Annotated in this window: 23 protein-coding genes; 19 read left to right on the top strand and 4 right to left on the bottom strand. The window is 72.0% G+C overall.

Features of this window, described 5'->3' with window-relative positions:
- The first annotated feature begins 146 nt into the window (after positions 1-146).
- The 11 genes from E2C06_RS19740 (at position 147) to E2C06_RS19690 (ending at position 12,509) form a co-directional block, all read left to right on the top strand.
- Positions 147-881, top strand: a complete 735-nt coding sequence (locus E2C06_RS19740; RefSeq protein ID WP_133290337.1) for an ABC transporter ATP-binding protein — start codon at positions 147-149, stop codon at positions 879-881.
- Positions 881-1,612 (top strand): ABC transporter permease subunit, encoded by a 732-nt coding sequence (locus tag E2C06_RS19735; RefSeq protein WP_133290336.1) that lies wholly within the window; start codon positions 881-883, stop codon positions 1,610-1,612. Before E2C06_RS19740 ends, E2C06_RS19735 begins: the two co-directional genes overlap by 1 nt.
- Positions 1,613-1,615: 3 nt before the next feature.
- Positions 1,616-3,562: a GldG family protein gene (locus tag E2C06_RS19730; RefSeq protein ID WP_133290335.1), complete on the top strand. Its 1,947-nt coding sequence runs from the start codon at positions 1,616-1,618 to the stop codon at positions 3,560-3,562.
- Between the two features lie 16 nt (positions 3,563-3,578).
- On the top strand, positions 3,579-4,613 hold the full coding sequence (locus tag E2C06_RS19725) for a DUF4340 domain-containing protein (RefSeq protein ID WP_133290334.1): 1,035 nt from the start codon (positions 3,579-3,581) through the stop codon (positions 4,611-4,613).
- Positions 4,610-5,065: an NUDIX domain-containing protein gene (locus tag E2C06_RS19720; RefSeq protein WP_133290333.1), complete on the top strand. Its 456-nt coding sequence runs from the start codon at positions 4,610-4,612 to the stop codon at positions 5,063-5,065. The genes E2C06_RS19725 and E2C06_RS19720 overlap by 4 nt, the downstream gene beginning before the upstream one ends.
- A gap of 135 nt (positions 5,066-5,200) precedes the next feature.
- Complete coding sequence (locus tag E2C06_RS19715; protein WP_133290332.1) at positions 5,201-6,874, top strand: hypothetical protein; 1,674 nt, start codon at positions 5,201-5,203, stop codon at positions 6,872-6,874.
- Positions 6,875-6,917: 43 nt separating this feature from the next.
- The gene (locus E2C06_RS19710; protein WP_133290331.1) at positions 6,918-7,700 is read left to right on the top strand and encodes a class II aldolase/adducin family protein; all 783 of its coding nucleotides are present in this window, start codon (positions 6,918-6,920) and stop codon (positions 7,698-7,700) included.
- A gap of 691 nt (positions 7,701-8,391) precedes the next feature.
- The gene (locus tag E2C06_RS19705; RefSeq protein ID WP_133290330.1) at positions 8,392-8,628 is read left to right on the top strand and encodes a hypothetical protein; all 237 of its coding nucleotides are present in this window, start codon (positions 8,392-8,394) and stop codon (positions 8,626-8,628) included.
- An 89-nt stretch (positions 8,629-8,717) separates the two neighbouring features.
- On the top strand, positions 8,718-10,304 hold the full coding sequence (locus E2C06_RS19700) for an ABC transporter substrate-binding protein (protein WP_133290329.1): 1,587 nt from the start codon (positions 8,718-8,720) through the stop codon (positions 10,302-10,304).
- A 238-nt stretch (positions 10,305-10,542) separates the two neighbouring features.
- Positions 10,543-11,499, top strand: coding sequence for a bifunctional enoyl-CoA hydratase/phosphate acetyltransferase (locus tag E2C06_RS19695; protein WP_133290328.1), 957 nt, complete (start codon positions 10,543-10,545; stop codon positions 11,497-11,499).
- Positions 11,500-11,570: 71 nt separating this feature from the next.
- Entirely contained in the window at positions 11,571-12,509 is a 939-nt protein-coding gene (locus E2C06_RS19690; RefSeq protein WP_133290327.1) for a 1-phosphofructokinase family hexose kinase, read from the top strand.
- 30 nt (positions 12,510-12,539) lie between these two features.
- Here E2C06_RS19690 and E2C06_RS19685 read toward each other — a convergent pair whose 3' ends face one another.
- The 3 genes from E2C06_RS19685 to E2C06_RS19675 all read right to left on the bottom strand — a co-directional run bounded on the left by E2C06_RS19685 (position 12,540) and on the right by E2C06_RS19675 (position 14,152).
- Complete coding sequence (locus E2C06_RS19685) at positions 12,540-12,773, bottom strand: hypothetical protein (RefSeq protein ID WP_133290326.1); 234 nt, start codon at positions 12,771-12,773, stop codon at positions 12,540-12,542.
- Positions 12,774-12,918: 145 nt separating this feature from the next.
- On the bottom strand, positions 12,919-13,380 hold the full coding sequence (locus E2C06_RS19680; RefSeq protein ID WP_133290325.1) for an acyl-CoA thioesterase: 462 nt from the start codon (positions 13,378-13,380) through the stop codon (positions 12,919-12,921).
- A 64-nt stretch (positions 13,381-13,444) separates the two neighbouring features.
- A complete protein-coding gene (locus tag E2C06_RS19675) occupies positions 13,445-14,152 on the bottom strand; it encodes an RraA family protein (RefSeq protein ID WP_133290324.1) in 708 nt (235 codons plus the stop codon).
- A 184-nt stretch (positions 14,153-14,336) separates the two neighbouring features.
- Between E2C06_RS19675 and E2C06_RS19670 the strand changes: the two genes are divergently transcribed.
- From E2C06_RS19670 to E2C06_RS19650, 5 genes are all read left to right on the top strand, one after another.
- The gene (locus tag E2C06_RS19670) at positions 14,337-15,737 is read left to right on the top strand and encodes a carbohydrate porin (protein WP_133290323.1); all 1,401 of its coding nucleotides are present in this window, start codon (positions 14,337-14,339) and stop codon (positions 15,735-15,737) included.
- A gap of 93 nt (positions 15,738-15,830) precedes the next feature.
- A complete protein-coding gene (locus E2C06_RS19665; protein WP_133290322.1) occupies positions 15,831-16,175 on the top strand; it encodes a hypothetical protein in 345 nt (114 codons plus the stop codon).
- 6 nt (positions 16,176-16,181) lie between these two features.
- Positions 16,182-18,266 (top strand): methyl-accepting chemotaxis protein, encoded by a 2,085-nt coding sequence (locus tag E2C06_RS19660; RefSeq protein WP_133290321.1) that lies wholly within the window; start codon positions 16,182-16,184, stop codon positions 18,264-18,266.
- A 130-nt stretch (positions 18,267-18,396) separates the two neighbouring features.
- Positions 18,397-18,699 (top strand): type II toxin-antitoxin system Phd/YefM family antitoxin, encoded by a 303-nt coding sequence (locus E2C06_RS19655; RefSeq protein WP_133290320.1) that lies wholly within the window; start codon positions 18,397-18,399, stop codon positions 18,697-18,699.
- 86 nt (positions 18,700-18,785) lie between these two features.
- Positions 18,786-20,600, top strand: a complete 1,815-nt coding sequence (locus tag E2C06_RS19650; protein WP_133290319.1) for an ABC-F family ATP-binding cassette domain-containing protein — start codon at positions 18,786-18,788, stop codon at positions 20,598-20,600.
- Between the two features lie 16 nt (positions 20,601-20,616).
- Here the strand turns inward: E2C06_RS19650 and E2C06_RS19645 are convergent, their stop codons facing one another.
- On the bottom strand, positions 20,617-21,459 hold the full coding sequence (locus tag E2C06_RS19645) for an alpha/beta fold hydrolase (RefSeq protein ID WP_133290318.1): 843 nt from the start codon (positions 21,457-21,459) through the stop codon (positions 20,617-20,619).
- Positions 21,460-21,567: 108 nt separating this feature from the next.
- Between E2C06_RS19645 and E2C06_RS19640 the strand changes: the two genes are divergently transcribed.
- From E2C06_RS19640 to E2C06_RS19630, 3 genes are all read left to right on the top strand, one after another.
- Complete coding sequence (locus E2C06_RS19640) at positions 21,568-22,785, top strand: MFS transporter (RefSeq protein WP_133290317.1); 1,218 nt, start codon at positions 21,568-21,570, stop codon at positions 22,783-22,785.
- A gap of 143 nt (positions 22,786-22,928) precedes the next feature.
- Positions 22,929-23,228: a DUF1488 family protein gene (locus E2C06_RS19635; protein WP_133290316.1), complete on the top strand. Its 300-nt coding sequence runs from the start codon at positions 22,929-22,931 to the stop codon at positions 23,226-23,228.
- A 64-nt stretch (positions 23,229-23,292) separates the two neighbouring features.
- Positions 23,293-24,696, top strand: coding sequence for a dipeptidase (locus E2C06_RS19630; RefSeq protein ID WP_133290315.1), 1,404 nt, complete (start codon positions 23,293-23,295; stop codon positions 24,694-24,696).
- The last annotated feature ends 193 nt before the right edge of the window (positions 24,697-24,889 follow it).

Below are 24,889 nucleotides of genomic sequence, written 5' to 3'. Positions count from 1 at the left end.
CAGCCTGGACCGCTGTTGTCCTGACCCCGTCAGGGCAACAGCGGTCCAGATACACAGCGTTGCAAGCCAGGGGCTGGCCCTCCCTTGCAAACCCCTGTCAGGCTTGTACATCCGCCGACCGACGGCAGAGAACAGGGGGACCGGCATTGGCTGCGCTGATCGAGATCGAGCGCCTGACCAAGCGATTTGCGGAATTCACCGCAGTGGACGAGGTGTCCTTCTCGGTCGCGCGCGGCGAGGTGCTCGGCTTCCTCGGCCCGAACGGCGCCGGAAAGTCCACCACCATGCGCATGCTGGCCGGCTTCATGCCGCCGACCTCCGGCACCGCCCGCATCTGCGGGGCCGATGTCGTGGCGCAGCCGGTCGCGGCGAAGCGCAGCCTCGGCTTCCTGCCGGAAGGCGCGCCGACCTATCCGGAGATGAGCGTCACCGGCTTCCTCGGCTTCACCGGCCGCATCCGCGGTTTTCGTGGCGCGGAGCTGGATGACCGGGTGGCGCACGCCATGCAGCTGACCCAGCTGGAGGGCGTCCGCCTGCAGCCGATCGAGACCCTGTCCAAGGGCTTCAAGCGCCGCGTCGGCCTGGCCCAGGCGCTGCTGCACGACCCGCCGGTGCTGGTGCTGGACGAGCCGACCGACGGGCTCGACCCCAACCAGAAGCACGAGGTCCGCGCGTTGATCCGCCGCATGGCGCCGGAGAAGGCGATCGTCATCTCGACGCACATCCTGGAAGAAGTCGGCGCCGTCTGCACCCGCGCCATCATCATCGCCCGCGGCCGCGTGGTGGTGGATGCCGCGCCCTCCGTCCTGGAACGACAGGGCCAGACGCTGGAGCAGGTCTTCCGCAGCCTCACCCTCGGCGCCCCGGCGGAGGCGGCCTGATGCTCCCTGCCCTCACCGTCGCCCGCCGCGAACTGTCCGGCTATTTCGCCACCCCCGTCGCCTATGTCTTCATCGTCATCTTCCTGGTGCTGGCCGGGGCACTGACCTTCACGCTCGGCAATTTCTTCGGCCGCGGCCAGGCCGACCTGCAGCCCTTCTTCTCCTTCGTGCCCTGGCTATTCCTGTTCCTGGTGCCGGCGCTCACCATGCGGCTCTGGGCCGAGGAGCGACGCCTCGGCACCATCGAGCTGCTCCTCACGCTGCCCCTGCCGCAATGGCAGGCGGTGGTCGGCAAGTTCCTCGCCGCCTGGGCCTTCTGCGGGATCGCCCTGGCGCTGACCTTCCCGCTCTGGATCACCGTCAACATCCTCGGCGAACCCGACAACGGCGTCATCCTCGCCGGCTATGTCGGCTGCCTGATGGTCGCCGGCGCCTATCTGGCGCTCGGCGCCGCGGTCTCGGCGCTGACCAAGAACCAGGTGGTCGCCTTCGTGCTCGCCGTCGCGCTCTGCTTCGTCTTCGCCGCTGCCGGCAGCCCGGTGGTGACCGAGTTCCTTACCCAGCGCCTGCCGGTGCTGGCCGAGATCGCCCGGGCGCTGTCGATCTCCGACCGCTTCACCGGCTTCACCCGCGGCGTGGTCGCGGCGCGGGACCTCGTCTTCTTCGCCTCCTTCATCGGCTTCTTCCTCTTCGTGAACGCGGTGGTGCTCGACCACCGGAAGGCTGACTGACGTATGAGCGCGACTTCCCCCCGAGGCTCCCGCCGGCTCTGGTCCTCCGCCCTCGGCCTGCTCGCCGCCGCGGTGCTCGCCGTCGGCGTCAACATGCTGGCCGACCGGCTGCTGCCGCGCGCCCGCGTCGACCTGACGGAGCAGCATCTCTACACGCTGTCGGACGGCACGAAGCAGGTGCTGGCGGGCCTCAAGGACCCGATCACCCTCCGGCTCTTCTATTCGCGTCGGCTCGGCGCCGCGATCCCGGTCTATGGCGCCTATGCCGACCGGGTCCGCGAGATGCTGTCGGAATATGCCGGCCTGTCGGGCGGCAAGGTGAAGCTCGAGGTGCTCGACCCCGAGCCCTTCTCCGAGCTCGAGGATCGCGCCATGGCGCTCGGCCTGCAAGGCGTGCCTGTCGACCAGTCGGGCGAGCAGGTCTATTTCGGCCTCTCCGGCACCAACTTGGTGGACGACGAGCGCTCGATCGGCTTCTTCCAACCGGACCGCGAGCGCTTCCTCGAATACGACCTGACCCGGCTGGTCTACGACCTGTCCAATCCGACCCGCCCGGTGATCGGGCTGATGACCGCCCTGCCGCTGAACGGCGACCCGCGGGCGATGATGCTGCGCAACCCCGCGCTCGGCCAGCCGGCCGTGGCGATCACCCAGCTGCGGCAGTTCTTCAGCGTGAAGGACGTCCCGCTCGATGCCCAGGTGATCGAGCCCGAGGTGCAGGTCCTCCTCCTCGCCCATCCGCAGCACCTGACCGATGCCGCGCAATATGCCGTGGACCAGTTCGTCATGCGCGGCGGCAAGCTGATGGTCCTGGTCGACCCGCATAGCGAGAGCCAGGCGAGCAAGCCGGGCCCCACCGGCCAGCCGCCCACCGACACATCCTCCTCGCTCGACCGGCTGCTGAATGCCTGGGGCGTCGAGGCGCCGTCCGACAAGGTCGTGCTCGACCTCCGCGGAGCCTGGCGGGTGCGCGCCAATCCGGGCGACCGGGTGCAGGCGGTGGACTATGTCGCCTGGTACAACCTGCAGGGCGACAGCCTGAACCATGACGACGTCTCGCTGGCCCAGCTCGACCAGATCACCGTCGCCTCGGCCGGCGAGGTCCGCAAGAAGGACGGCGCCGCGATCGAGTTCACACCGCTGCTGACCACCTCGCCGCAGACCATGGTGGTGGATGCCGCCCGCGTGCGGCAGGAGCCCAACCCGGTGCGCCTGCTGGCCGATTTCCGCAGCGGGAACGAGCACCACGTCCTCGCCGCGCGCATCCGCGGCACGCTGGACTCGGCCTTTCCCGCCGGCCCGCCGCCCGCCGCCGAGGGCCAGGCGCGCCCGGCCGACTTCCCCGCGCACCTGGCCCGCAGCCAGGGCGCGGCCAATATCGTCGTCGCCAATGACACCGACCTCCTCGAGGACCGCTTCTGGGTCAGGGTGCAGGATTTCTTCGGCCAGCAGGTGGCGACGCCGTTCAGCGGCAATGGCCCCTTCCTGGCCAACCTGGCGGACACGCTCGCGGGCTCCGACGCGCTGATCTCGCTGCGCTCGCGCGGCGAGAGTCTCCGGCCCTTCGAACTGGTCGAGGACATCCGCCGCAACGCCGATGCCGAATACCGCCAGACCGAGCGGCAGCTGACCCAGAAGCTGGAGGAGACCGAGAAGCGGCTGCGCGAGCTGCGCCAGGGCACGCCCGCCGCCCCCGGCGCCGAGCGCAACCAGAACCAGGCCGCGGTGATCACCCCGGAGCAGCGCGCCGAGATCGACCGGGCGCGGGAGGAGATCATCGCTACCCGCCGCCAGCTCCGCGCCGTGCAGCTGGACCTGCGCCGCGACATCGAGGGGCTGGAGACAACGCTCCGCATCGTCAACATCGCCCTGGTCCCGGCGCTGCTGACGGCCTTTGCCATCGGCCTCGCCGTTGTGCGCACCCGCCGCCGCGCCGCGGCGCGGGCCTGACGGGAGGGCACCGGGCATGAACCGCCGCAGCCTTTTCCTCCTCGCCAGCGCGGCCGCCGTCTCGGTCGGCGCCGCGGTGCTGCTGGCGCCTCGCCGGATTGACCAGCCGGATATCGCCCCGGGCAGCCTCGCCTTCCCCGGCCTCGCCGAGCGGCTGCAGGCGGCGGAGCGGATCGAGGTCAGGAAAGCCGACGCCACGCTGGTTCTGACCCGGCAGGGCGATGCCTGGGGCCTGCCCGACAAGGGCGGCTACCCCGTCCGTGCCGAGAAGCTGCGCGAGATGCTGGTCGGCCTGACCGAGCTGCGCCTGGCCGAGGCGCGCACCGCCGATCCCGGCCAGCACGCGAGGCTCGGCGTCGACGATCCCGGCGCGCCGGGCAGCACCGCGTTGCTGCTGCGGGTGCTGGACGGCACGGGCGCGCCGCTGGCGGAGCTGATCCTCGGCCGCCGCCGGGTCCGCACCCAGGGAAACGTGCCGGAGAGCATCTATGTCCGCCGCCCCGGCGAGAGCCAGGCCTGGCTGGCCGAGGGACGCCTCGCGGTCGATGCCGACCCGCAGCTCTGGCTCGACCGCGACATCGCCAACCTGGCCGCCGAGCGGATCCGCCGCGTGGATGTGCGCCGCGAGGGCGAGCCGCCGCTGGTCCTGTCCCGCACCGATGGCGACGCGCGGCTGCATGTCGATCAGCCCGCCGACCTGCCGCCCGCGGAGGAGGTGGCGCTGGACGAGATCGCCCGCGCCTTCGAATACCTCACCTTCCTTGAGGTCAGGCCGGCCGCCGGCCTGCCCGGCAAGCCGCAGGGCGAGAGCCGCTTCGGCCTGACCGATGGCCTGGCCATCCAGGTCGCCCCCTCGCTCGACGACGGCAATGTCTGGATCCGTCTGCGCGCCGAGGGCGGCGAGGAGGCGCAGCGGCTGAACGGCCGCTGGAGCGCCTGGGCCTTCCAGGTCGGCGTCTGGAAGCTGAAGGCCTTCGCCCCGCTCGCCGCAGACCTGAAGCCCCAGGAGACGCCCTCGCAAGCCGGCACGCCCGCGCCGCCGAAGCCATGAGCCGGGAATACCCCGAACGCCCCTGGGTCGGCATCGGCGTGGTTGCCTTCGACGGCACCGGCCGCGACCGCGGCGCCGAGCGCGTGCTGCTGATCCGCCGCGGCAAGCCGCCGCGCGAAGGGAGCTGGTCCCTGCCCGGCGGCGCGCAGGAGATCGGCGAGCGGGCGGAAGCCGCCGCGCGGCGCGAACTGCTGGAGGAGACAGGGATCGAGGTCGGCCCGCTGGAGCTCGCCGCGGTCTTCGACAGCATCAGCCGCGACGCCGGCGGCGGGGTGCGCTGGCACTATACCATCATTGACTATTGCGGCCGCTGGACCGCCGGCGAGGCGCGCCCAGGCGACGACGTCGCCGCCGTCGCCTGGGCGGCACCCGAGGATTTGCCAACCTATGACTTGACGCCCGACGCGCTGCGGGTGATCGCCGAGGCGCGGGAGCGGCTCTTCCCCCCCTGAGCTGCCCGCCGGACTGGACGAGCGGGCTTTCGTTGAGGGCCCGCTCCGAACCGTGATGCACGCCTCTCCGTGCCGTGTGCAAGCCGGTTCCGCCAGAGCCGATATGTTCCGCCCCCAAAGTTGCGAGGGGCCGCGATGTCACTGCGGTTCGGGCTGGTGCTGCTGGCATGCGTGGTGGGGCTGGCCGCCCTCTCGCCGGGGCTCGGCGTGCCGGTGCCGGGCACCTATCTCGGGCGGGACGCCGACTTCGCCATCATGGCGCTGCAGATGCTCTCCGCCTCCTGGGCCGAGGGCGTCTTCTGGCCGCGCTGGCTGATGGACACCAGTTTCGGCTTGGGCGGCACCACCTATTATTCCTACCCGCCGCTGGCGCATTGGGCCGCCGCCGCGCTTGCCCGGGCAACCCGGCTCGACGCGGCGCCGACGCTCGGCCTCGCCATGGCGCTCTGGCGGCTGCTGGCGGTGGGGACCGCCTTCCTCTGGTTGCGGCGGCACGTGCCAGCCGGTCCAGCCCTGGCCGGCGCCACCTTCGCCGCACTGCTGCCCTATGCCGCGCTGGTCGATCCCTGGCTGCGCTTCGCCTATGGCGAGACCGCGGCGATCGCCCTGCTGCCGCTGCTGCTGCTGGCGCTCGATCGGCTGGCGGCAGGATCCCGGGCGCAGGGGCTGGTGGGTGCGGCGCTGGCCTATGCGGCGCTGGCGCTGACCAACCTGCCGGTCTGCTGCCTCGCCGCGCATCTCGGCCCGCTCTATGCCTGGGGGCTCGGCGGGCGCCGGGCGATGCTGCGCTGCGTGCTCGCCGGTGGCCTCGGCGCGGCACTGGCGGCGGCCTTCCTGCTGCCGGCGCTCGGGCTGCTCGCGCATGCCAATGCCGCCAGCCTGTTCAACGACTCCTGGACCGAGAACCTGATGCTCTTCACCGGGATCACGGGCAAGCTGGCGGTCATCTGGGGCGCCACGCTGCTGGCCGCCGGGTTGGGCCTGCTGCTGCTCCGGGATGCCGCGCCGCGGGCCGCGTGGCGCGCACCCGGTCTGCCACGGGCGCTGGCGGTGCTGCTGCTCGGTGCCCTGGCTTTGACCTGCGTGATCTCGCTGCCCCTCTGGCTGACGATGCCGCAACTCACCGCGGTGGAGCATCCCTGGCGCAGCAACGCGCTGCTCGGCACCGCGGTCGCCGGCATCGCCGCCCTGGCCTGCGCTGCGCGGCCGCGGCCGCGCAGCCTGCTGGCGGCAGGGCTCGGCCTCGCCCTGCTGCCGCCGGCCTACCTCGCCGGGGTGGTCGCGCTCGGCCATCCGGCCTGGCCAAAGTTCCTGCCCGCGGCGCAGCGGCTCGACTTCGCCCGGAACTACTCCGGCGCCTATTCCTGGGAACATGTGCCGGCCGAGGCCGCTGCCGCGGGCTGGGTGGCGATCATCGCGGGGCACCCGGACCCCTGGCCGCGGCCGCCCCTGCCAGCGGGTGCCGAGCGCATCCCGGGCGGCTTCCACCTGCCCCGCGCGACCGGGCCGGTGGCGCTGCCGCAGTTCTTCTTCCCCGCCTGGCAGGCCGCCGACCCGCTCGGTCCCCTGCCGCTGCGGCCGACGCTGGAGGGCTTCCTGGAACTGGCGCCCGACCGGCCGGCGGTCGACATCACGGTGACCATCCGGCCGACGCGCTGGGAAGGCCTGGGCTGGGCAGTGAGTGCGGCGACCGCCTTCGGCCTGCTGCTGCTCTCCCTGCCGAAGCTTCGCCCGTCCCAGCTGCGCTTGCCTGCGCTGCGGCCGGTGGCGGCGATCCGGGGCGGGACAGCGGGGACCAAGCGGGTCTAGCATCCCCGGAGCGCCGACCGTGGCCAGGGAAGGAAACGCCGCCATGCCGCTCGAGACCCACCAATCCACCGAGCTGACCATCGCCGACCAGCGTTGGCAGGCCCGCATCGACCTCGCCGCCGCGCATCGGCTGGCGGTGATGCACGGCTTCCACGAGGGCATCTTCAACCACCTCACCCTGCGGGTGCCCGGCACCGACGACCGCTACTACCAGATCCCCTTCGGCACCCATTGGTCCGAGGTTTGCGCCTCCACCTTCATGGAGGTCGGCTACGACGGCACGCTGCTGGCCGGCGAGGGCCATATCGAACGGTCCTGCTACGCGATCCATGCGCCGATCCACCGGCTGGCGCCGAAGGCCGCGGCGGTGTTCCACACCCACATGCCCTTTGCCTCCGCGCTGTCGCGACTGGAGGACCCGCGGATCCTGCCGATCGGCCAGACCGAGGTCGGCACCATGATCCACACCGCCTACGACATGCACTACCAGGGCCCGGCCTTCGAGGAGCAGGAGGGCGAGCGGCTGGCCCGCATCCTCGGCGACAAGACGGTGCTGATGATGGCGAACCACGGCGTGGCGACTATCGGCCGCAGCGTCGCCGAGGCCTATGACCGGCTGTACTACGTCGAGCGGGTGGCGCAGGTGCAGCTCTATGCCATGTGGACCGGCAAGCCGTTGGCCACCCTGCCGGACAGCGTGGTGCAGGAGACGGTGGCGCAGTTCAGCGGCAAGGCGCCCCGATATGGCGACAAGTCGAATGCCGAATGGCACTTCGCGGCGCTGAAGCGGATCCTCGACCGCAAGGAGCCCGACTACAAGGACTGAGCCGGACCGGCCGCGGCGGTGGCGCGCCACCGCCGCAGGTTTCGGACAAATACCCCTTCCGGGTCGGTGGGCGGAGGTCTGGGGGAAACGGACCGGCAGGGCTGGGCGCGAAGGCATCGCGGCATTGAATAGGAAAATAATCAGGATCGCAAGCATCTCGGCTTCCGCCGACGCAACCGCGGCGCATCCTGCCGATACGGCAATGTCCCGAGTTCCTGTAAGTATTTCAGCGGCTTGCACAGGAATTCCCGGGTCTGCCCCCAGGCTTGCCCCCGGCGCTGTGGGTAACCCCGGCCGGCCCCTCGACGCCGCATCGCACCCAGCCGGTGATATTTTCGGCCGCTGACGCGAACCATGCCGGCTACCGCGGCAAGCCGCTGACTCCATTCGATCCGTCCCGCGCCGCGCCGACCGCCGCGTGGCCGCCAGGCCGCTGTCCAGCGGCAATCCGTTCTGGCAACGATCCGAACGGGAACGCCTGAGGAACCCGCCTTGCGCGCCGCGGCTTTGCGGGGTCTTCCTCACAGCCTGTCCCCAGGCTTGTCCCGAAGCCTGGGGATAACGCCCGGGCGGCCCCGGCGCCCCCAGCGGGGCTTGCATGCCGCGGCGCCCCCGGCCCACAACTCCGGCAACCCAGATGTCCCGCCGCAAGCCCCCGCCCCCGCTAACCCTGATGCCGCCGGAGGCCGCCGTGCCCCATGCTGCGCCGCGCCTGGCGCTCGGCGGCACCAACGGCGTGCGCCTGGTGCTGGAAGCCGGGGACGCCGCCGCGGTCGAAGCGGCGGCGGCGGCGCTCAAGGCCCGGTTCGGCGCGCGCTTCGCGGTGATCGGCCGACGGCGCGCCAAAGCCGGGCTCCGGGTGACGGCCAGCTTGCAGGTCAGCGCCGACGAGGCGCTCGATGCCGGGGCGCCGCGCGAGGACGGCTGACGGGTTGCCTCGCGCCTCGTATCGGCGGCTTGACCGCCGGCGCTTCCGCACCGCAGCATCGGCCACCACGCAACCGGAAAGGATGCGCCATGCGTCGCCGCGACGTGCTCTCCTCCATCGGGGCCGCGCTTGCCGCTCCCCGCATCGCCGCCGCGCAGAACGCGCCCGGCCGCCGCATCCTGCGCTTCGTGCCGCAGGCCGATCTGGCACTGCTGGATCCGATCCACTCAGTCGCTTTCGTCACCCGCAACCATGCGCTGCTGGTCTACGACACGCTCTACGGCTGGGATGCGGACCTCCGCGCCCGGCCGCAGATGGCCGCCGCCCTGCCCGCCTTCGAGGAGGAAGGCCGGCGCGCCACCATCACCCTGCGGCCCGGGCTGAAATTCCACGACGGCACCCCGGTGCTGGCGCGCGACTGCGTCGCCTCGATCAAGCGGTGGGCGACGCGGGATGCCTTCGGCCAGGCGCTGATGGCGCAGACCGAGGCGCTGGCCGCCCCGGACGACACGCATATCGTCTTCCGGTTGAAGAAGCCCTTTCCGCTGCTCGCGGATTCCATGGCCAAGGTGGGCACGCATCTCTGCGCCATGATGCCGGAGCGGCATGCGGTGCTGCCTTCCTCCCAGGCGGTGCCCGAGGTCATCGGCAGCGGCCCCTTCCGCTACGTCGCCGCCGAACGCATCGCTGGCAGCCGCAACGTCTACGAGCGCAACCCGGACTACCTCCCCCGCCAGGAGGCGCCCAGCTACCTCTCGGGCGGCAAGGCGGTGCATCTCGACCGGGTGGAGTGGCTGACCATCCCCGACGGCGCGACGGCCAGCGCCGCCCTGCAAAGGGGCGAGGTCGACTGGTGGGAGCAGCCGGCGATCGACCTGGTCGGGCCCCTGAAGCGGGCGCGCGGGGTGAAGATCGACATCCTCGACCCGAACGGCTCGATCGGCTTCCTCCGCTTCAACTGCCTGCATCCGCCCTTCGACAATCCGGCGCTCCGCCGCGCCATCCTGCGCGGCACCAACCAGGTGGACGCGATGACGGCGGCGGCCGGCGACGACCGGACCTATTGGCGGACCCCCTACGGCTTCTTCGCCCCGGGCTCGGTGATGGCCAGCGATGTCGGGATGGACGCTCTCCGTACCCCGCTCGATGCCACGGGCATGAAGCGGGCGCTGGCCGAGGCCGGCTACAAGGACGAGCGGGTGAACCTGCTGGCCGCCACCGACTTCCCCGTCATCAATGCGATGAGCGAGGTCTGCGGGGATTTCCTGCGCCGCGGCGGGGTGAACCTCGACTATGTCTCGACCGACTGGGGCACGGTGACGCAGCGGATCCTCAAGCAGGACCCGGTGCCGCAGGGCGGCTGGAACATGATGGTCAGCTACACCGCCGGCAGCGCCCAGGTGAACCCCGCCGCCAACAACTTGATCCGCGGCCATGGCAAGGGCGCCATATTCGGCTGGCCGAGCATCCCGAAGCTGGAGGAGTTGCGGAACGCCTGGTTCGACGCGCCGGACGAGGCCGCCCAGGCGCGGATCGGCCGGGAGATGCAGGAAGTGGCCTTTGCCGAGGTGCCCTATGTGCCGCTCGGGCAGTTCTTCTCACCGACCGCGCTGCGCTCCGACCTGGACGGAATGTTGAAGGGCGTCGCGTTGTTTTATGGGATCAAGCGCGCCTGAGGGCCGGCCTTCCGACGAGGTCGAGGAAGGCCGGGAAGCGGGTATCCTCCCCGAACCCCTCGTTCATGTCCGTCAGTCGGCATCCGCCGCGTGGATGGCACCGGGCCCACAGGATGGCAGGGAGGAGCTTGGGAAGCGGATGCTTTCCTTTCCGAACCTTGGTCCTTGCCACGGCAAAGGGTCCAGCCGGCCGCCCCCCACCTGGCCACCGCCCTTCGCTCCGCGCTAGGCATCCTGGATGACTGACGTACCGCACCCCTCCGCCTCGGACGACAAGCTGGCCCGGCTGGTCGCCCGCGCCGTGGCCGCCGGCCCCGCCCTGCCCTGCGCCGTGGTGCATCCGGTGGATGCCGCCAGCCTCGCCGGCGCGATGGAAGCCGCCGAGGCCGGGCTGATCGTCCCGATCCTGGTCGGTCCCGCCGCCAGGATCCGCGCCGCCGCGGCCGCCGGCGGGATCGACCTGGCCGGCGCGGCGATCGAGGACGTGCCGCACAGCCATGCCGCCGCCGAGCGCGCCGTCGCCCTGGCGAGCGAAGGCCGTGCTGCGGCGCTGCTGAAGGGCAGCCTGCACACCGACGAGATGCTGGCCGCCGTCGTCGCCCGGGTCGGCGGGCTGCGGACCGAGCGCCGCGTCAGCCACTGCTTCATCCTCGACGTGCCGCTCTACCACAAGCCGCTGGTGGTCACCGACGCGGCGATCAACATCGAGCCCGACCTCGAGACCAAGGCCGACATCGCCCGCAACGCCATCGACCTCTGCATCGCGCTCGGGATCGAACGGCCGAAGCTGGCGGTGCTGGCGGCGGTCGAGGTGGTGACCGCGAAGCAGCCGGCGACGCTCGATGCCGCGGCGCTGTCGAAGATGGCGGATCGCGGCCAGATCGAGGGCGGCATCGTCGACGGGCCGCTGGCCTTCGACAATGCCATCAGCCTGGAAGCGGCCGAGGCGAAGCACCTGGTGAGCCCGGTCGCCGGCGATCCCGACATCCTGCTGGTGCCCGACCTGACCGCGGGCAACATGCTCGCCAAGCAGCTGCAATACCTGGCGGGCGCGGAAAGCGCCGGGGTCGTGGTCGGGGCTAGGGTGCCGATCGCGCTCACCAGCCGGGCGGAGGGGCCGCGGGCGCGGCTGGCCTCCTGCGCGGTGATGAAGCTGGCCACCGCCATGCGGGTGACCAGGCACGGCGACGACTGAGCCGCACGCATCGCGGCGCGGGGGCTTTTCCGCTTCGCGATGCGGCGGGATGCCCTTAGCCTCCGGGCCGCATGGCGTCCCGCATCGTTACCCTGACCCTGAATCCCAGCGTCGACATCTCCGCCGAAGCGGACATGATCCGCGCCGTCCGCAAGACGCGCACACGGAACGAGCGCTTCGACGCCGGTGGCGGCGGGGTCAACGTCTCCCGCGTGCTGCACGAGCTCGGCGCCGAGACGCTGGCCGTCATCCTGAGCGGCGGCCTGGCGGGCGCGCTGCTGGAACAGCTGCTGGAGGCGGACGGCGTCCCCCGCCGCAGCATCCCGATCGCCGGCAACACCCGCATGTGCCACACGGTCAACGACCTCTCGACCCGCAACGAATTCCGCTTTGTGCCGGAAGGGCCGGAGGTGTCGGAGGCCGAATGGCGCGCCGCGCTCTCGGTGTTGGAGGCCGAGCCGGGCGACTGGATCATCGCCAGCGGCAGCCTGCCGCCCGGCATTCCCGACGACGTCTATGTCCGCGTCGCCGAGTTGGCGGCGCGGCAGGGCCGGCATCTGGTGCTCGATACCTCCGGCCCGCCGCTGAAGGCGGCGCTCGGCCATGGGCTCGCGCTGATCAAGCCGAGCCGCGGCGAGTTCGAGGCGACGGTCGGCCGCCCGCTCGGCACGCCGCGGGCGCTGAACGAGGCGGCGCTGGCCCTGGTGCGGGAGGGCGGCGCCGCGCTCTGCGCCGTCTCGCTCGGGCATGAGGGCGCGCTGCTCGCCGAGCCCGCCGGCATCCTGCGGCTTCGGGCGCTGGACGTCCCGGTGCTGGGCGCGGTCGGCGCCGGGGACAGCTTCCTGGCGGCGATGGTCTGGAAGCTGGCGCAGGGCGAGAGCCCGCGCGAGGCCTTCGCCTGGGGCATGGCCTGCGGCGCCGCGGCGGTGATGCGGCCCGGCACGGCCAAGCCACGGCACGAGGATGTGGAGGCGCTGCGACGGCAGATCGGCGAGCTGCCGCCGGCCTGACCCGGCCAGGCACCGGCGGGACGGCGCCCTTCAGATGTCGGAGCACTCGGCCATGAATGGCCCTTCCACGGCCTGGACATGGCAGGCGACACAGAGGATGCAGGGATCGGCCCGGTGGTCCCCCGGCCGGCGCACGAAGCCTCGGGTGAGGCCCAGCAGCTCCCGGCCCTGCCCGCGCAGCGCGTCCTTGCGCCAGAACGCGGTACCGGCCGCACCGCATTCCGGGCAAGCGATCCTGGCGCAGCTATCGAGGTTGCCCGTCATCCCTGCCCTGCGCTGTCGGGCGCCGCCGGTCTGATGGCGGGCCCATCCCGGGCCGGACCGCAGCGCGATCCGCACGCCGGCCAAACCGGAACCTGGGTGCTGCAACGGTAGATTTCAAACCAAAGCGCGCGGCCTCGCGCGACTGCTACCCACCCCGGCGCGCCAGCGCCAGCCGCCGGCCGGGCCGCCCGGTGCTCAGCGCGGCGAAGCGCGCCAGCACGTCCTCGGGCCAGCCGGTCACCCGGCGGATGCCGAGGTCGACGCAGAGGTAGAGCACCTCGTTCTCGGCGGCGAGCCAGCCTTCCCTCGCGTGGTACATCCGGTGGGTCGCCAGCAGGCGCTTGCCGTCGTAGCCCAGCACCTCGTTCGTGCAGGCCAGCGGCATGCCCTCATGCGCCTCCCGCACGTAGTTCACCCAGGCCTCGGCGGCGAAGGTGGCCAGGCCGCGCTCGCGGAAGGGCGCGCCGAGGCCGAGCCTCGGCCAGAGCTGGTCGGTCGCGATGTCGAACACGACCATGTAGAAGCCCATGTTCATGTGGCCGTTGTTGTCCACCCAATCGGGGCGGACCACCGCGAGCGGCGGCGGCAGTTCGGGCATCTCGGGCATCAGGGCTCCATCGGACGCGGCTCGGCCGGGCGCGTGTGGGGCGGCCCGGCCGGGACGGCCCGCCTCAGTGAATGTCCTCGGACCGCGACAGCGCGTCCTTCAGCTTCTCGATGTCGAAGTCGTCGCGCTTCGCCATCTCGAGGATCACGGCCTCCTTCCGGGTGATTAGGTCGATCGCCGCGGGCAGTTGCCGCACCGCATCCGCCGGGATCACCACCGCGCCGTGACGGTCGGCATGCACCACGTCGTCGTGCATCACCGGCATGCCGTGCACCAGCACGTCTCGGCCGAAATCGACCATGTGCACATGGGCATGGCTCGGGTTGACCATGCCGCCGATGATTTGAAAGCCCGGCGCCAGCATGTCGAGGTCGCGGAACGAACCGGAGGTCACGCAGCCGAGGCAGCCGAGGCCCTTGTGGACGTTGCTGTTCACCTCGCCCCAGAAGGCGCCGAATCCGGGGGTCTCGTCGAGGTCCTCGATCACCACGATGGTCGGCAGGTCGGCATCCGCCACGTATTCGTACCAGCCGATGCGGGCGGCCTTGTCCTGTTCCTTGCTGCGGCCCGAAGGCGCGGCGGCGCGGATCTGCCCGGTGCGGGCCAGGCCGCAGATCGGCGGCAGCGACGGATCGGCGGCCACGAAGGGCTGCAGCGTGAAGCCGCGGCCGCGCCGCGCCGGCATGACGATCTCCATCGCGTTGCAGATCGTCGGCGTGTCCCACCGCCGCAGCAGTTCGAGGTCCGCGCGGGTGAAGGGGCGGTCGACCATGGTGTGCTATCCTCCCGGAAGGGGCCAAGGATCGATGAGGCCGCGCCGCCGGTCAAACCCCGACACCGCCGCCCGGTCGGGGTAAGCCGGCGGAAGCGTGACGGTTGCGCGACAGTCGCCGCGCCCGGCTTGCGCCCCCCCCGGCGGCTCCCGTAACAGCCCCGGCAAGGCCGGGGGATGACGTATGCGGGCGGGGGTGGCGCGCCTACTGGGATTTGCGGCCTGGCTTTGCGCGGCGGCGCTGCTGCCGGGCGAGGCGCAGGCGCAGCGCGGCATCGCCGGGCCGATCTACCAGCCGAACATCGACGCCCTGATCACGGGCGGCGAGGAATGGCTCGCCCGGCTGGAACAGCAGGGCTGGTTCCTGCGCGGCCAGTTCACCGGCATCGTCCAGGCCCACCCGTCCTTCCGCTCGCCTTACCAGGGTCCGGCCAGTCTCAGCCCGAAGCAGGAGACGCGGAACACCCAGTCGATCGACCTGGTGCTCGGCCGCCGTCTCTGGAGCAATGCCGAGGTGGTCGCGGTGCCGTCCCTGACCCGCGGCTTCGGCCTGTCGAACTCGGTCGGCGTGGCGAATTTCCCGAACGGCGAGGCCTTCCGGCTCGGCACCCGCGACCCGTCGCTCTGGCTGTCGCGGTTGTTTGTGCGGCAGACCATCGACCTCTCGGCCGAAACCGAGCTCGGCACCGACCCCGACCCGATGCGCTTCACCGGGCCCCTGGCGCGGGAGCGCATCACGCTGACCGCCGGGCGGGTCTCGAGCTGGGACTTCTTCGATGACAACCGATACGCGCACGATGCCCGTAGCCAGTTCATGAGCTGGGGCCTGGTCGGCACCGGCGCCTTCGACTTCGCCGCCGATGCGCGCGGCTTCACCGACGGCGCCGTGGCGGAATGGGAGAACGGCACATGGGCGGTGCGCAGCGGCGCCTTCCGGGTGGCGCGCGACGCCAATTCGCTCGACCTCGAGCCACGCTGGCTGAAGGGCTGGCAGGCGCTGACCCAGGTCGAGCGCGCCTGGTCGATCGGCCCGCATGCCGGCATGGTGCGGCTGCTCGGCGGCCTGTCGCGCACCCGCTCCGCCCGCTGGGACGCACTGACCGGCGCGGTGGCGGCGAACCAGGCCGACACTGATGCCCTGCGTACCTTCCGCACCAAGCGCATGCTGGCGCTGAACCTGGAACAGGCCTTCACCGAGGACCTGGGCGGCTTCGCCCGGCTCGGCTGGAATGACGGCCGGGCGCAGAACTGGATGTTCACCGAGATGGACTGGTCGGTCTCGGCCGGGCTGTCGCTGGCCGGGCTGCGCTGGGACCGGCCGCTTGACATCGTCGGGCTCGCCTTCAACACCGGCGGGCTGTCCGACCCGCACCGGCGTTTCCTGGAAGCCGGCGGCATCGGCTTTATCACCGGCGACGGGCGGCTGAACTACCGGCCGGAAGTGACCGCCGAGACCTACTACGACATGCGGCTGGCGCCCGGCCTGAACCTGGCGGCGAACCTCCAACTCGTCGTGAACCCGGCCTATAATGCCGATCGCGGCCCGGTGCCGGTCCTGGCAATGCGTCTGCACGCGGCTTTCTGAGGGCCGGGGCGACCATTCTCGGGCCTCTTCGCGCCGCGTTAACGCCACGCGATGCAGTATCCGCGCCCCAAGCACTGGCCCGGATTCCTTTGCATGCGCCTCCCGACCCTCACCATGCGAAGCCGCGTCGTGCTGCTGCTGCTCGGCTTCGGGCTGGTCCCGGCGATGCTCCTCGGCGGCGCCTTCCTGGCCGAGCGCGGCGACCTGCACCGCACCGCCATGGACCGGCTGGCCGATGCCGCCGCCAGCCTCGGCGACACGATCGACCGCAACCTGTTCGAGCGCTATGGCGACGTCCAGGCCTTCGGCCTCAACACCGTGGCGCATGAGCCCGCCAACTGGCGCCGGCCAGGCGCGGACAACCCGCTGGTGCGGGCGATCGATGAATATGTCGCGCTCTACGGCGTCTACAAGCTGGCGGTGCTGGTCGATCCGTAGGGTGAGGTGCTGGCGGTCAATAGCCGCGACGCGCTCGGCAAGCCGATCCTGACCGAGCCGCTCTATGCCCGATCCTTCGCCGAGGCGCCCTGGCTTGGCCGTGCGCTGCGCGGGGAATTCCTGGTGGGGCCGGAAGGCCTTACCGGAACGGTGGTGGAGCCCCCGGCCCGTGCCCCCGAGGTCGCGGAAGCCTTCGCGGGCGAGGACGGCTACAGCATCGTCTTCGCCGCGCCGGTGAAGGACCAAGCCGGCAAGCTGCTGGGCGTCTGGGCGAACTTCGCCGATTTCGGCCTGGTCGAGCAGATCGTCGCCGATTTCCACGCCAGACTTGCCAAGAGCGGCATGCCCGGGGCGGAACTGACGGTGCTGGACGCCGCCGGCGCCGTGCTGGTCGATTACGACCCGATTGCCCGGCCGGGCGCTTATCGCCGCGACTTCGGGGTGATCGGCCGGCTGAACCTCGCCGAGCGCGGCGTCGCAGCCGCAGCCGCGGCCGTGCGCGGCGAATCCGGCGCGACGATCGCCCGGCATGCCCGGAAGTCGATTGACCAGGCCGCCGGCTATGCCCGCAGCCAAGGCGCCATGGGCTTCGCCGGGCTCGGCTGGTCGAGCCTGGTGCGGGTGCCGGTCACGGAAGCCTTCGCGGTGCTCGACCGGGTCCTCGACCGCGGTCTGCTGCTGCTTGGCGTCGCCCTCGCGGCGATCCTGCCGCTCGGTTTGTGGATCGGTGCCGGCTTCGCCCGACCGGTCACCGCCCTGGGCGCGGCGATGCGCAGCCTGGCGGCCGGGGAACCGCTGCCGGACGTCCCGGGACAGGCGCGGCGCGACGAGATCGGCCAGATGGCGGCGGCAGTCGCGGTCTTCCGCGACGGCTTGGCCGAGGCCGCGGCGCTGCGCGCCCGGCAAGAGGCCGAGCGGCAGGCGGCGGAGGCGGCCAAGCGCCAGGCGCTGCTCGGCATGGCCGACCGGGTGGAGGATGCGGCGACCGCCGCCGTCACCCGGATCGGTGCGCGGGCGGAGACGATGGCCGCCGATGCCGACGGCATGGCGCAGACCGCCGAAACCGTCGCAGCCAGCAGCGCCCAGGTCGCCGCCGCCGCCGACCAGGCGCTCCGCAATGCCGAGACGGTCGCGGCGGCGGCCGAGCAGCTTTCGGCCAGCGTGCGGGAGATTTCCGCCCAGGTCGCCGCCGCCTCCGCCACCACCCGCCATGCGGCGGAGCAGGGGGTGGCCAGCCAGGCGGTGATCCGCGGCCTGGCCGACAGCGCCGCCCGGGTCGGCGCGGCGGTGCGGCTGATCGCCGAGATCGCCGGCCGGACCAACCTGCTCGCACTGAACGCGACCATCGAGGCCGCGCGGGCGGGCGAGGCCGGCAAGGGCTTCGCCGTGGTCGCCGGTGAGGTCAAGCAGCTCGCCGCCCAGACGGCACAGGCGACCGACGAGATCGGCCGGCTGGTCGCCGGCATCGACGCCGCGACGGCAAGCGCGGTGGCGGCAGTGCGCGACATCGCCGCGGCGGTCGATCGGATCGACCATACCTCCGCCGCCATCGCCACGGCGGTCGAGGAGCAGGCCGCGGCGACCCAGGAGATCGCCCGGACAGTGGCCGAGACCACGACCGCGGCGCGCGAGGTTTCCGAGCGGATCGGCGAGGTCTCGGCGGCAACCGCCGAGGCCGGCAGCCGCGCCGCCGACGTCCGCAGCGGCGCCGCCGAGGCGCGGGCGGCGATCGCCGAATTGCGCGGCAGACTGGTGCAAGTGGTCCGCAGCGCGACGCCCGAGGTCGACCGCCGCGCTACGCCGCGCATCGTGCTGCCGCGCCAGGTGCGGTTGGAGCTCGACGGGCATCCGGCGATGGAGGCCAGACTGCTGAATATCTCGGCCGGCGGTGCCCGCATCCTGCCCGCCGGGCCGCTGCCGACGGAGGCCCGCGGCAGTCTGCGGGTGCCCGGCATCGGGCAGCCGTTGCCTTTCATGCTTCTCGGCGGCACCACCGGCGACGGGCAGCGGCTGCGCTTCGCCCTCGATGAGGCCAAGAGCGCGGCCTTGGAACGGGCGCTGGAGGACCTGGCCCGCGCTTCGGCCGCGTGATGCTTGCTCCTGACGCCTCGGCCACGGCGCCGGACCCTGCGGATTTCGACCGGGCGGCGTTCTCCAGCCGCGCAGCGACCTGCTATAGCCAGCCGGCATCCCGAGGCAGGTCGGGCGGCGGAACGGCAGGGTGGCACCAGGCATGGCCGGCTGGCGGATGGACGAGGACCAGGCGATCCGCTCCGGCAGCGTGGAGCATCCCGCGCCGGGGCTGGAAGGCCAGCCGCGATTCGACATGGCGCCGGTCGAGGTGGCGGTACCGAAGCTGCTCGACCATGCGGTGGGCGGCCCGGTGGTGCTCACCCGGCATGGCACGGAGGCTTACGTCCTGCTGCCGCTGGATGTCTGGCGACGGGTCTGGGGCGCGATCGCCCGGCCGCCGGTGATCGAGGCCGAGCGCGAGCCGCCCGCCGCCCCGGCGGAGGAGGCGTGAGGCGGCGCGGGCCGGCGCCACGGCTCGCGCGCCCCAGGGGTCGGAAGGCTTGACGCGGCGGGCCCTCCACCCCCCTTTCCCGCCGCATGGCCCCGCCCCTTCTCATCCTCCAGGACATCCACCTCCATCTCGGCACCACGCCGTTGCTGACCGGCGCGACCCTCTCGGTCGGCGCCGGGGATCGGGTGGCGCTGGTCGGCCGCAACGGCTCCGGCAAGTCGACCCTGCTGCGGGTGGCGGCCGGGGAGATCCAGCCCGAAAACGGCACCCGCTTCCTGCAGCCCGGCGCAACCCTCCGCACCCTGCCGCAGGAGCCCGGCTTCGGCGGCGTGCGGACGGTCTGGGAGCATGTCGAATCTGGCCTCGGCCCGGCCGACGACCCCTACCGTGCCCGCTGGCTGCTCGAACAGCTCGGCCTGACCGGGGAGGAGGAGCCGGGGCGGCTCTCGGGCGGCGAGGCGCGGCGCGCGGCGCTCGCCCGGGCGCTCGCCCCCTCCCCTGACATCCTGCTACTGGATGAGCCGACCAACCACCTCGACCTGCCGGCGATCGCCTGGCTGGAACAGGAACTGGCCGCCTTCCGCGGTGCGCTGGTGCTGATCAGCCACGACCGGCGATTTCTGGAACGGCTCAGCCGCGCCATGGTCTGGCTCGACCGCGGCCTGACCCGCCGGCTGGAACAGGGCTTTGCCGGCTTCGAGGCCTGGCGCGACCAGGTGCTGGAGGAGGAGGAGACCGCCGCGCACAAGCTCGACCGCAAGATCGTGCGGGAGGAGCACTGGATGCGCTACGGCGTCACCGCCCGGCGCAAGCGCAACATGCGCCGGGTCGGCGAACTGGCTGCGTTGCGGCAGCGCCGGCGGGAGACCCTGAAGGCCGCCGGCACCGTCCGCATGGCGGCGACCGAGGCCGAGGGCAGCGGCACGGTGGTGACCCAGGCCGACCAGGTCACCAAGGCGTTCGGCGAAGGCCCGGTGGTGCGCGACTTCTCGACCCGCATCCTGAGGCGCGACCGGGTCGGCATCGTCGGTCCCAACGGCGCCGGCAAGACCACTCTGCTGAATCTGCTGACCGGGGCGCTGGCGCCGGATGCGGGGGAGGTGCGGCTCGGCACCGGGCTGCATATGGTCACGCTCGACCAGAAGCGCGAAAGCCTCGATCCCGCGATCAGCCTGCAGGCGGCGCTGACCGGCGGCAGCGGCGACCAGGTGGAGGTCGCCGGGCAGCGGCGCCACGTCGTCGGCTACATGAAGGACTTCCTCTTTGTCCCCGACCAGGCGCGGACCGCGGTCGGCGTGCTCTCGGGCGGCGAACGCGGCCGGCTGATGCTGGCGCGCGCCCTCGCCCGGCCTTCCAACCTGCTGGTGCTGGACGAGCCGACCAACGACCTCGACCTCGAGACGCTTGACCTGCTGGAGGAGCTGCTGGCCGAGTATCCCGGCACGGTGCTGGTGGTCAGCCACGACCGCGACTTCCTTGACCGCGTCTGCACCAGCGTGATCGTGGCGGAGGGCGACGGGCGCTGGCAGGAATATGCCGGCGGCTATTCCGACATGGTGACGCAGCGCGGCCGCGGCGTGGAGGCCAAGGTGGCCGAGGCGCCGAAGCCCGCCGCCGCGCCGAAGCCGGCCGTGCCCGTCGCACTGGCGCCGGCCGCACGGAAGCGCATGACCTTCAAGCAGCAGCATGCGCTGGAGACTCTGCCCGGCCGCATGGCGGCGCTGGAGAAGGAGATCGCCACGCTGCGGACGGCACTCGCCGCGCCCGACCTGTACAGCCGCGACCGTGCTCGCTTCGACCGCTTCAGCGCCGCCCTGGCGGAGAAGGAGGCGGCGCTGGCCGCGGCGGAGGAGGAGTGGCTGGAACTCGAGTTGCTGCGGGAGGAGATGGAGGCGGGCTGATCCCCGCCTCCCTGCCTCAGCCCAGCGTCCAGCGCCCCCGCTCGACGGTCGACAGGAAGGCCGCGACCTCCCGGTTGAAGGCCGCCGGCTCCTCGAGGTTGATGGCATGGCCGGTGCGCGGGCAGAGCCAGAGCCCGCAATTCGGCAGCACCGACTTCAGCCAGACATTGGTGGCGACGCAGGGTCCGTCCTCGTCCCCCACCGCCAGCAGGGTCGGCACGGTCATCCGCCGCAGCTCGGCTTCCCAGTCGAAGATCGAATCCCGCTCACCCTGGTAGTGCTTCATGGTCAGGCCGCTGCCGAGGCCGGAATGCTCGGACAGCCGCTGCATGTAGGCGGCCCAGCCGCGCGGGTCCTTCTTCTTCAGCTGGATGCGGGTCGGCGAATGCCCGGTCTCCTCGGCCAGCTCGCCGGCCCAGCCCTGCGCGATCAGCTTGTCGCCGCGCGCCTGGCAGCCGGCGCGGAAGGCCGCTTGCTCCTCGCGCGGCGAGCCCGAGCCGGCGCCGGCCGGGACCAGGGAGATCGCCATCTCCGGGTGGCGGATGCCGAAGAGGATCGCGGCGAACCCGCCCATCGACAGCCCGACGATGTGCGCCTTCGGGATGCCGAGGTGCCGCAGCACCGCGACGGCATCCTTCACCGCGAAATCCTGGCCGTAGAGCTTCGGGTCGTCCGGCACGTCGGAGGGCGTGTAGCCGCGCGCCGCATAGGTGAGGCAGCGGTATTCGCGGGAGAAGAACCGCACCTGGTCCTCCCATTCCCGGTGGTCGGCACCGAATTCGTGGATGAACAGGAGCGGCAGGCCGTGGCCCGCCTCCTCGTACCAGATGCGCGCGCCTTCGGACGGGGCATAGGGCATGGCGATCTCCTCCGGGATTGCTTTGTCCGCATCCTGCACCGGAATGCCGCGCGCGCCAGCCCCTTGGCAGCCGCGCCCGGCCGGGCAAGGCTGGCCGCAACGCCAGCCTTGCCCCGCGACCTGCAGGACTCCACCCATCCGCTTCGGCGGCTGCTCGCCATGCCCGCCTTCCGCCGCCTCTGGGCGGTGGGCGGCATCGCCAATGCCATGCGCTGGGTGGAGATCCTGGTCGCCGCCATCTGGACCTTCGAGACGACGCATTCCGCCCTCGCCGTCTCGATGGTCGCGCTGATGCGTGCCCTGCCGATGCTGCTGCTGGGTGCGGCCGCCGGCGCGCTGGCCGAGGTGCTGGACCGCCGCCGACTGCTGATGGCGGGCCAGGCGGCGACCTGCGCCGGCGCTCTGGTGATCCTCGCGCTCGCGGCATCCGGCGCGTTGCAGGTCTGGCACCTGGCCGCGCAGGGCTTCCTGGGTGGTCTCGTCTGGACCGGGGAGATGGCTTCCCGCCGCCGCATGCTGACCGAAGTCGCCGGCGAGCGCGACGTGGTCACCGCCGTCGCCTTCGACAGCCTCACCGCCAATACCACGCGCATGGCCGGGCCGCTGCTCGGCGGCGCGATCTACGAGTATCTCGGCCTGCCCACGGCCTACCTGGTCGCCACCGCCTGCTACGCCCTGACCTTTACCTTGCTCGCCGGGGTGCGCCACACCCAGGCGACCCGCCGCTTCGTGCCGCGCCTGCTGCTGGCGGAGATGGCGGACGCGATCGGCGTGGTGCGGCGGATGCGGGTGCTGCAGGCGGTGGTGCTGATCACCATAGCGATGAACGTCTTCGGTTTCTGCTTCATGGCGGTGCTGCCGGCCTTCGGCAGCCTCGCCTTCGCCGCGACCCCGGTGCAGATTGGCCTGCTGTCCGCGGCGGAGCCGGCCGGGGCGCTGCTGACCGGGCTGGTCATGGCCTCCCGCCGCGGCGTGCCGCTCTCGCCGGCCCTGATGCTGGCCGGCGGCGGGTTTTTCCTGCTCTGCCTGCTGCTGGTGGCACTCGCCCCGACCCTGCCGCTGGCGGTTGCCGTGCTGATGCTGGGCGGCAGCGGCACCGCGCTGTTTGCCGCGCTGCAGACCGCCCTGCCGGTCACCCAGGCGCCGCCCGAGGCGCGCTCGCGCGTGCTCGGCCTGGTCACCACTTGCATCGGCATGGGGCCGGCTGGGCAACTGTCGATCGGTGCGCTGGCCGATGCCTGGGGCCCGGCAGTGGCGATTCCGATCATGGCGGCAGCCGGCCTGGCGATGGTGCTGGCGACCGCCGCGCATACCCTGCGGCGCTGAACCGCTCGCGAGGCCACCGCCTATGACCCGTCGCCGGTTGTGCCTTCGCCCGCCAGGCCCCATCTAGGTAGCATCCGCCTCGTCTCCCGCCATTGCCGGGGCAACGCCATTGTCCGAGCCCACCTCGGCTGGAGGATCACCTCATGTCCAAGGCTCCCCAGCCGAAACCGGCCCTGCGCGCGCGAGTCGATGGCCGCCGCGTGCTGTTCGAGGTCGAGGTGGACGGTACCGCCTGTGCCTGCGCCATCTCGCTGGGCGCCCTGCAGGACATCAGCAACCGCCGCTGGCTCCGCCCGCCCGACGTGCTGCCTTGCTTCACCGCGGCGCAGGAGCAGATCGAGGTGGCGGCGCGGCGCAAGCTGGCTGGCCGCTCGGCCGCGACCGGCGGGCTGATGAACCTCTTCTCCGACGATTTCGAGGAAGAGGAAGCGCCCGCCGAATAGCTTGGGCTTTGCTCGGCGCTTGCTCCGGGGCAAAGCTGCTCCGACAGGCAGCGGAGCGGACGACATGAGCGAACGGGTGGCCGAGTACCTGGCAGGGCAGCGGGACGCGATCCTCGACCGCCTGTGCACCCTGATCCGCTTTCCTTCCGTCAGCACCGACCCGGCCTTCGCCGAGGGAATGCGCGGCGCGCGTGAGTTCCTGCTGGGCCGTCTGCGCTCCATAGGCCTCACCGAGGTGCGGCTGCTGGAGGCACCAGGCGGCCAGCCGGCAATATTCGGCGCCTGGACCGGCGCCGGGCCGGACAGGCCGACCATCATGATCTACGGCCACTACGACGTGCAGCCGGCCGATCCGCTGCCGCTCTGGCATTCCCCGCCCTTCGAGCCGACGATCCGCGACGGCCGGCTCTATGGCCGCGGCGCCTCCGACGTGAAGGGCTCGACCACCGTCGCGGTCGAGGCGGTGGCGGGGTTCCTGGCGGTCGAGGGCGGTTGCCCGGTGAACGTGAAGCTCTTCCTCGAGGGTGAGGAGGAGGTCGGCAGCCCCTCCCTCCCCGCGCTGGTCAAGGCGCACCGCGAGTTGCTGGCCGCGGATGCCATGCTGTCCGCCGATGGCGGCGGCGCGGCGGGGAAGCAGCCGGCGCTGAACATCGGCTGCCGCGGCATCTGCGCCCTGCAGTTCAGCCTGCGCACCGCGGCCAAGGACGCGCATTCCGGCAAGGTCGGCGGCGCCATGCGGAACGCGCTGCATGAGATCGCGCGGCTGGTCGCCTCGCTGCACGACGAGCAGGGCCGGGTGACGGTCGAGGGCTTCCACGACGGCATCCCGCCATTGAGCAATGCCCTGCGGATGGAGGCGGCGTCCCTGCCCTTCGATGAGGCCGCTTGGTATGCCGAGTTCGGCGCCACGCCCTTCGGCGACCCCGCCTACAGCGTCCGGGAAAACACCACGATGCGCCCGACCGTCGAGGTGAACGGGATGTGGGGCGGCTATACCGGCGATGGCGGCAAGACGGTCACGCCGGCGGAGGCGCATGCCAAGCTGACCATGCGGCTGGTACCGGGCCAGGAGCCGGAAGCCGCGCAGACTGCGGTGAAGGCGCATCTGGAGCGCCACGCGCCGCCTGGCGTTGCGTTGGAATTCCATGGCCGCCCGGGCGGCACGCGGGCCTTCACGCTGGCGGCCGATCATCCGCTGCGCGCCGCGGCGGCGGCGGTGCTGGCGCGGGAGAAGGGCGGCCGGCCCGCGGTGACGCGGCTCGGCGGCACGGTGCCGATCACCACGCTGTTCCAGGAGACGCTCGGCATCGACAGCCTGATGTTCGGCCTGGCCAGCCCGGACGAGGACGCGCATGCGCCGAACGAGTTCTTCCGGCTGTCCTCGTTGGAGGAAGGACTGCGGCTCTGGCCGATGATCCTGACCGAACTCGGGACGATGCGCGCGGCGGACTTCAGGACGCGGGGCTGAAGGAGGCAAGCCCGGGAAGAAGGCATTCTGCCGGGCCCCCTTATCCACTTCCATGAGTCCGGGACCCGTCGCGCGGCAACGCCTGATACCGTCTCCGGGTGATTGGCTCGCGGTGAGGCTGTGGTCCCCTGGGCCGGGCGCGGGTGGTAACCTGCCTGGCCCTGTTGGGGAGCGGCGCCATGGCCCGGATTGT

It is taken from the genome of Dankookia rubra (assembly GCF_004355005.1).
GTDB lineage: Bacteria > Pseudomonadota > Alphaproteobacteria > Acetobacterales > Acetobacteraceae > Paracraurococcus > Paracraurococcus ruber_A.
The sequence above is the reverse complement of the archived record's forward strand: the minus strand, read 5'-3'. Positions and strand labels throughout refer to the sequence as shown.

Excerpts from the sequence above, each read along its gene's own strand:
- E2C06_RS19735 (WP_133290336.1), top strand. The coding sequence starts at position 881 with ATGCTCCCTGCCCTCACCGTCGCCCGCCGCGAACTGTCCGGCTATTTC.
- E2C06_RS19730 (WP_133290335.1), top strand. The coding sequence starts at position 1,616 with ATGAGCGCGACTTCCCCCCGAGGCTCCCGCCGGCTCTGGTCCTCCGCC.
- E2C06_RS19725 (WP_133290334.1), top strand. The coding sequence starts at position 3,579 with ATGAACCGCCGCAGCCTTTTCCTCCTCGCCAGCGCGGCCGCCGTCTCG.
- E2C06_RS19720 (WP_133290333.1), top strand. The coding sequence starts at position 4,610 with ATGAGCCGGGAATACCCCGAACGCCCCTGGGTCGGCATCGGCGTGGTT.
- E2C06_RS19715 (WP_133290332.1), top strand. The coding sequence starts at position 5,201 with ATGTCACTGCGGTTCGGGCTGGTGCTGCTGGCATGCGTGGTGGGGCTG.
- E2C06_RS19710 (WP_133290331.1), top strand. The coding sequence starts at position 6,918 with ATGCCGCTCGAGACCCACCAATCCACCGAGCTGACCATCGCCGACCAG.
- E2C06_RS19700 (WP_133290329.1), top strand. The coding sequence starts at position 8,718 with ATGCGTCGCCGCGACGTGCTCTCCTCCATCGGGGCCGCGCTTGCCGCT.
- E2C06_RS19695 (WP_133290328.1), top strand. The coding sequence starts at position 10,543 with ATGACTGACGTACCGCACCCCTCCGCCTCGGACGACAAGCTGGCCCGG.
- E2C06_RS19690 (WP_133290327.1), top strand. The coding sequence starts at position 11,571 with ATGGCGTCCCGCATCGTTACCCTGACCCTGAATCCCAGCGTCGACATC.
- E2C06_RS19685 (WP_133290326.1), bottom strand. The coding sequence starts at position 12,773 with ATGACGGGCAACCTCGATAGCTGCGCCAGGATCGCTTGCCCGGAATGC.
- E2C06_RS19680 (WP_133290325.1), bottom strand. The coding sequence starts at position 13,380 with ATGCCCGAGATGCCCGAACTGCCGCCGCCGCTCGCGGTGGTCCGCCCC.
- E2C06_RS19675 (WP_133290324.1), bottom strand. The coding sequence starts at position 14,152 with ATGGTCGACCGCCCCTTCACCCGCGCGGACCTCGAACTGCTGCGGCGG.
- E2C06_RS19670 (WP_133290323.1), top strand. The coding sequence starts at position 14,337 with ATGCGGGCGGGGGTGGCGCGCCTACTGGGATTTGCGGCCTGGCTTTGC.
- E2C06_RS19665 (WP_133290322.1), top strand. The coding sequence starts at position 15,831 with ATGCGCCTCCCGACCCTCACCATGCGAAGCCGCGTCGTGCTGCTGCTG.
- E2C06_RS19650 (WP_133290319.1), top strand. The coding sequence starts at position 18,786 with ATGGCCCCGCCCCTTCTCATCCTCCAGGACATCCACCTCCATCTCGGC.
- E2C06_RS19645 (WP_133290318.1), bottom strand. The coding sequence starts at position 21,459 with ATGCCCTATGCCCCGTCCGAAGGCGCGCGCATCTGGTACGAGGAGGCG.
- E2C06_RS19635 (WP_133290316.1), top strand. The coding sequence starts at position 22,929 with ATGTCCAAGGCTCCCCAGCCGAAACCGGCCCTGCGCGCGCGAGTCGAT.
- E2C06_RS19630 (WP_133290315.1), top strand. The coding sequence starts at position 23,293 with ATGAGCGAACGGGTGGCCGAGTACCTGGCAGGGCAGCGGGACGCGATC.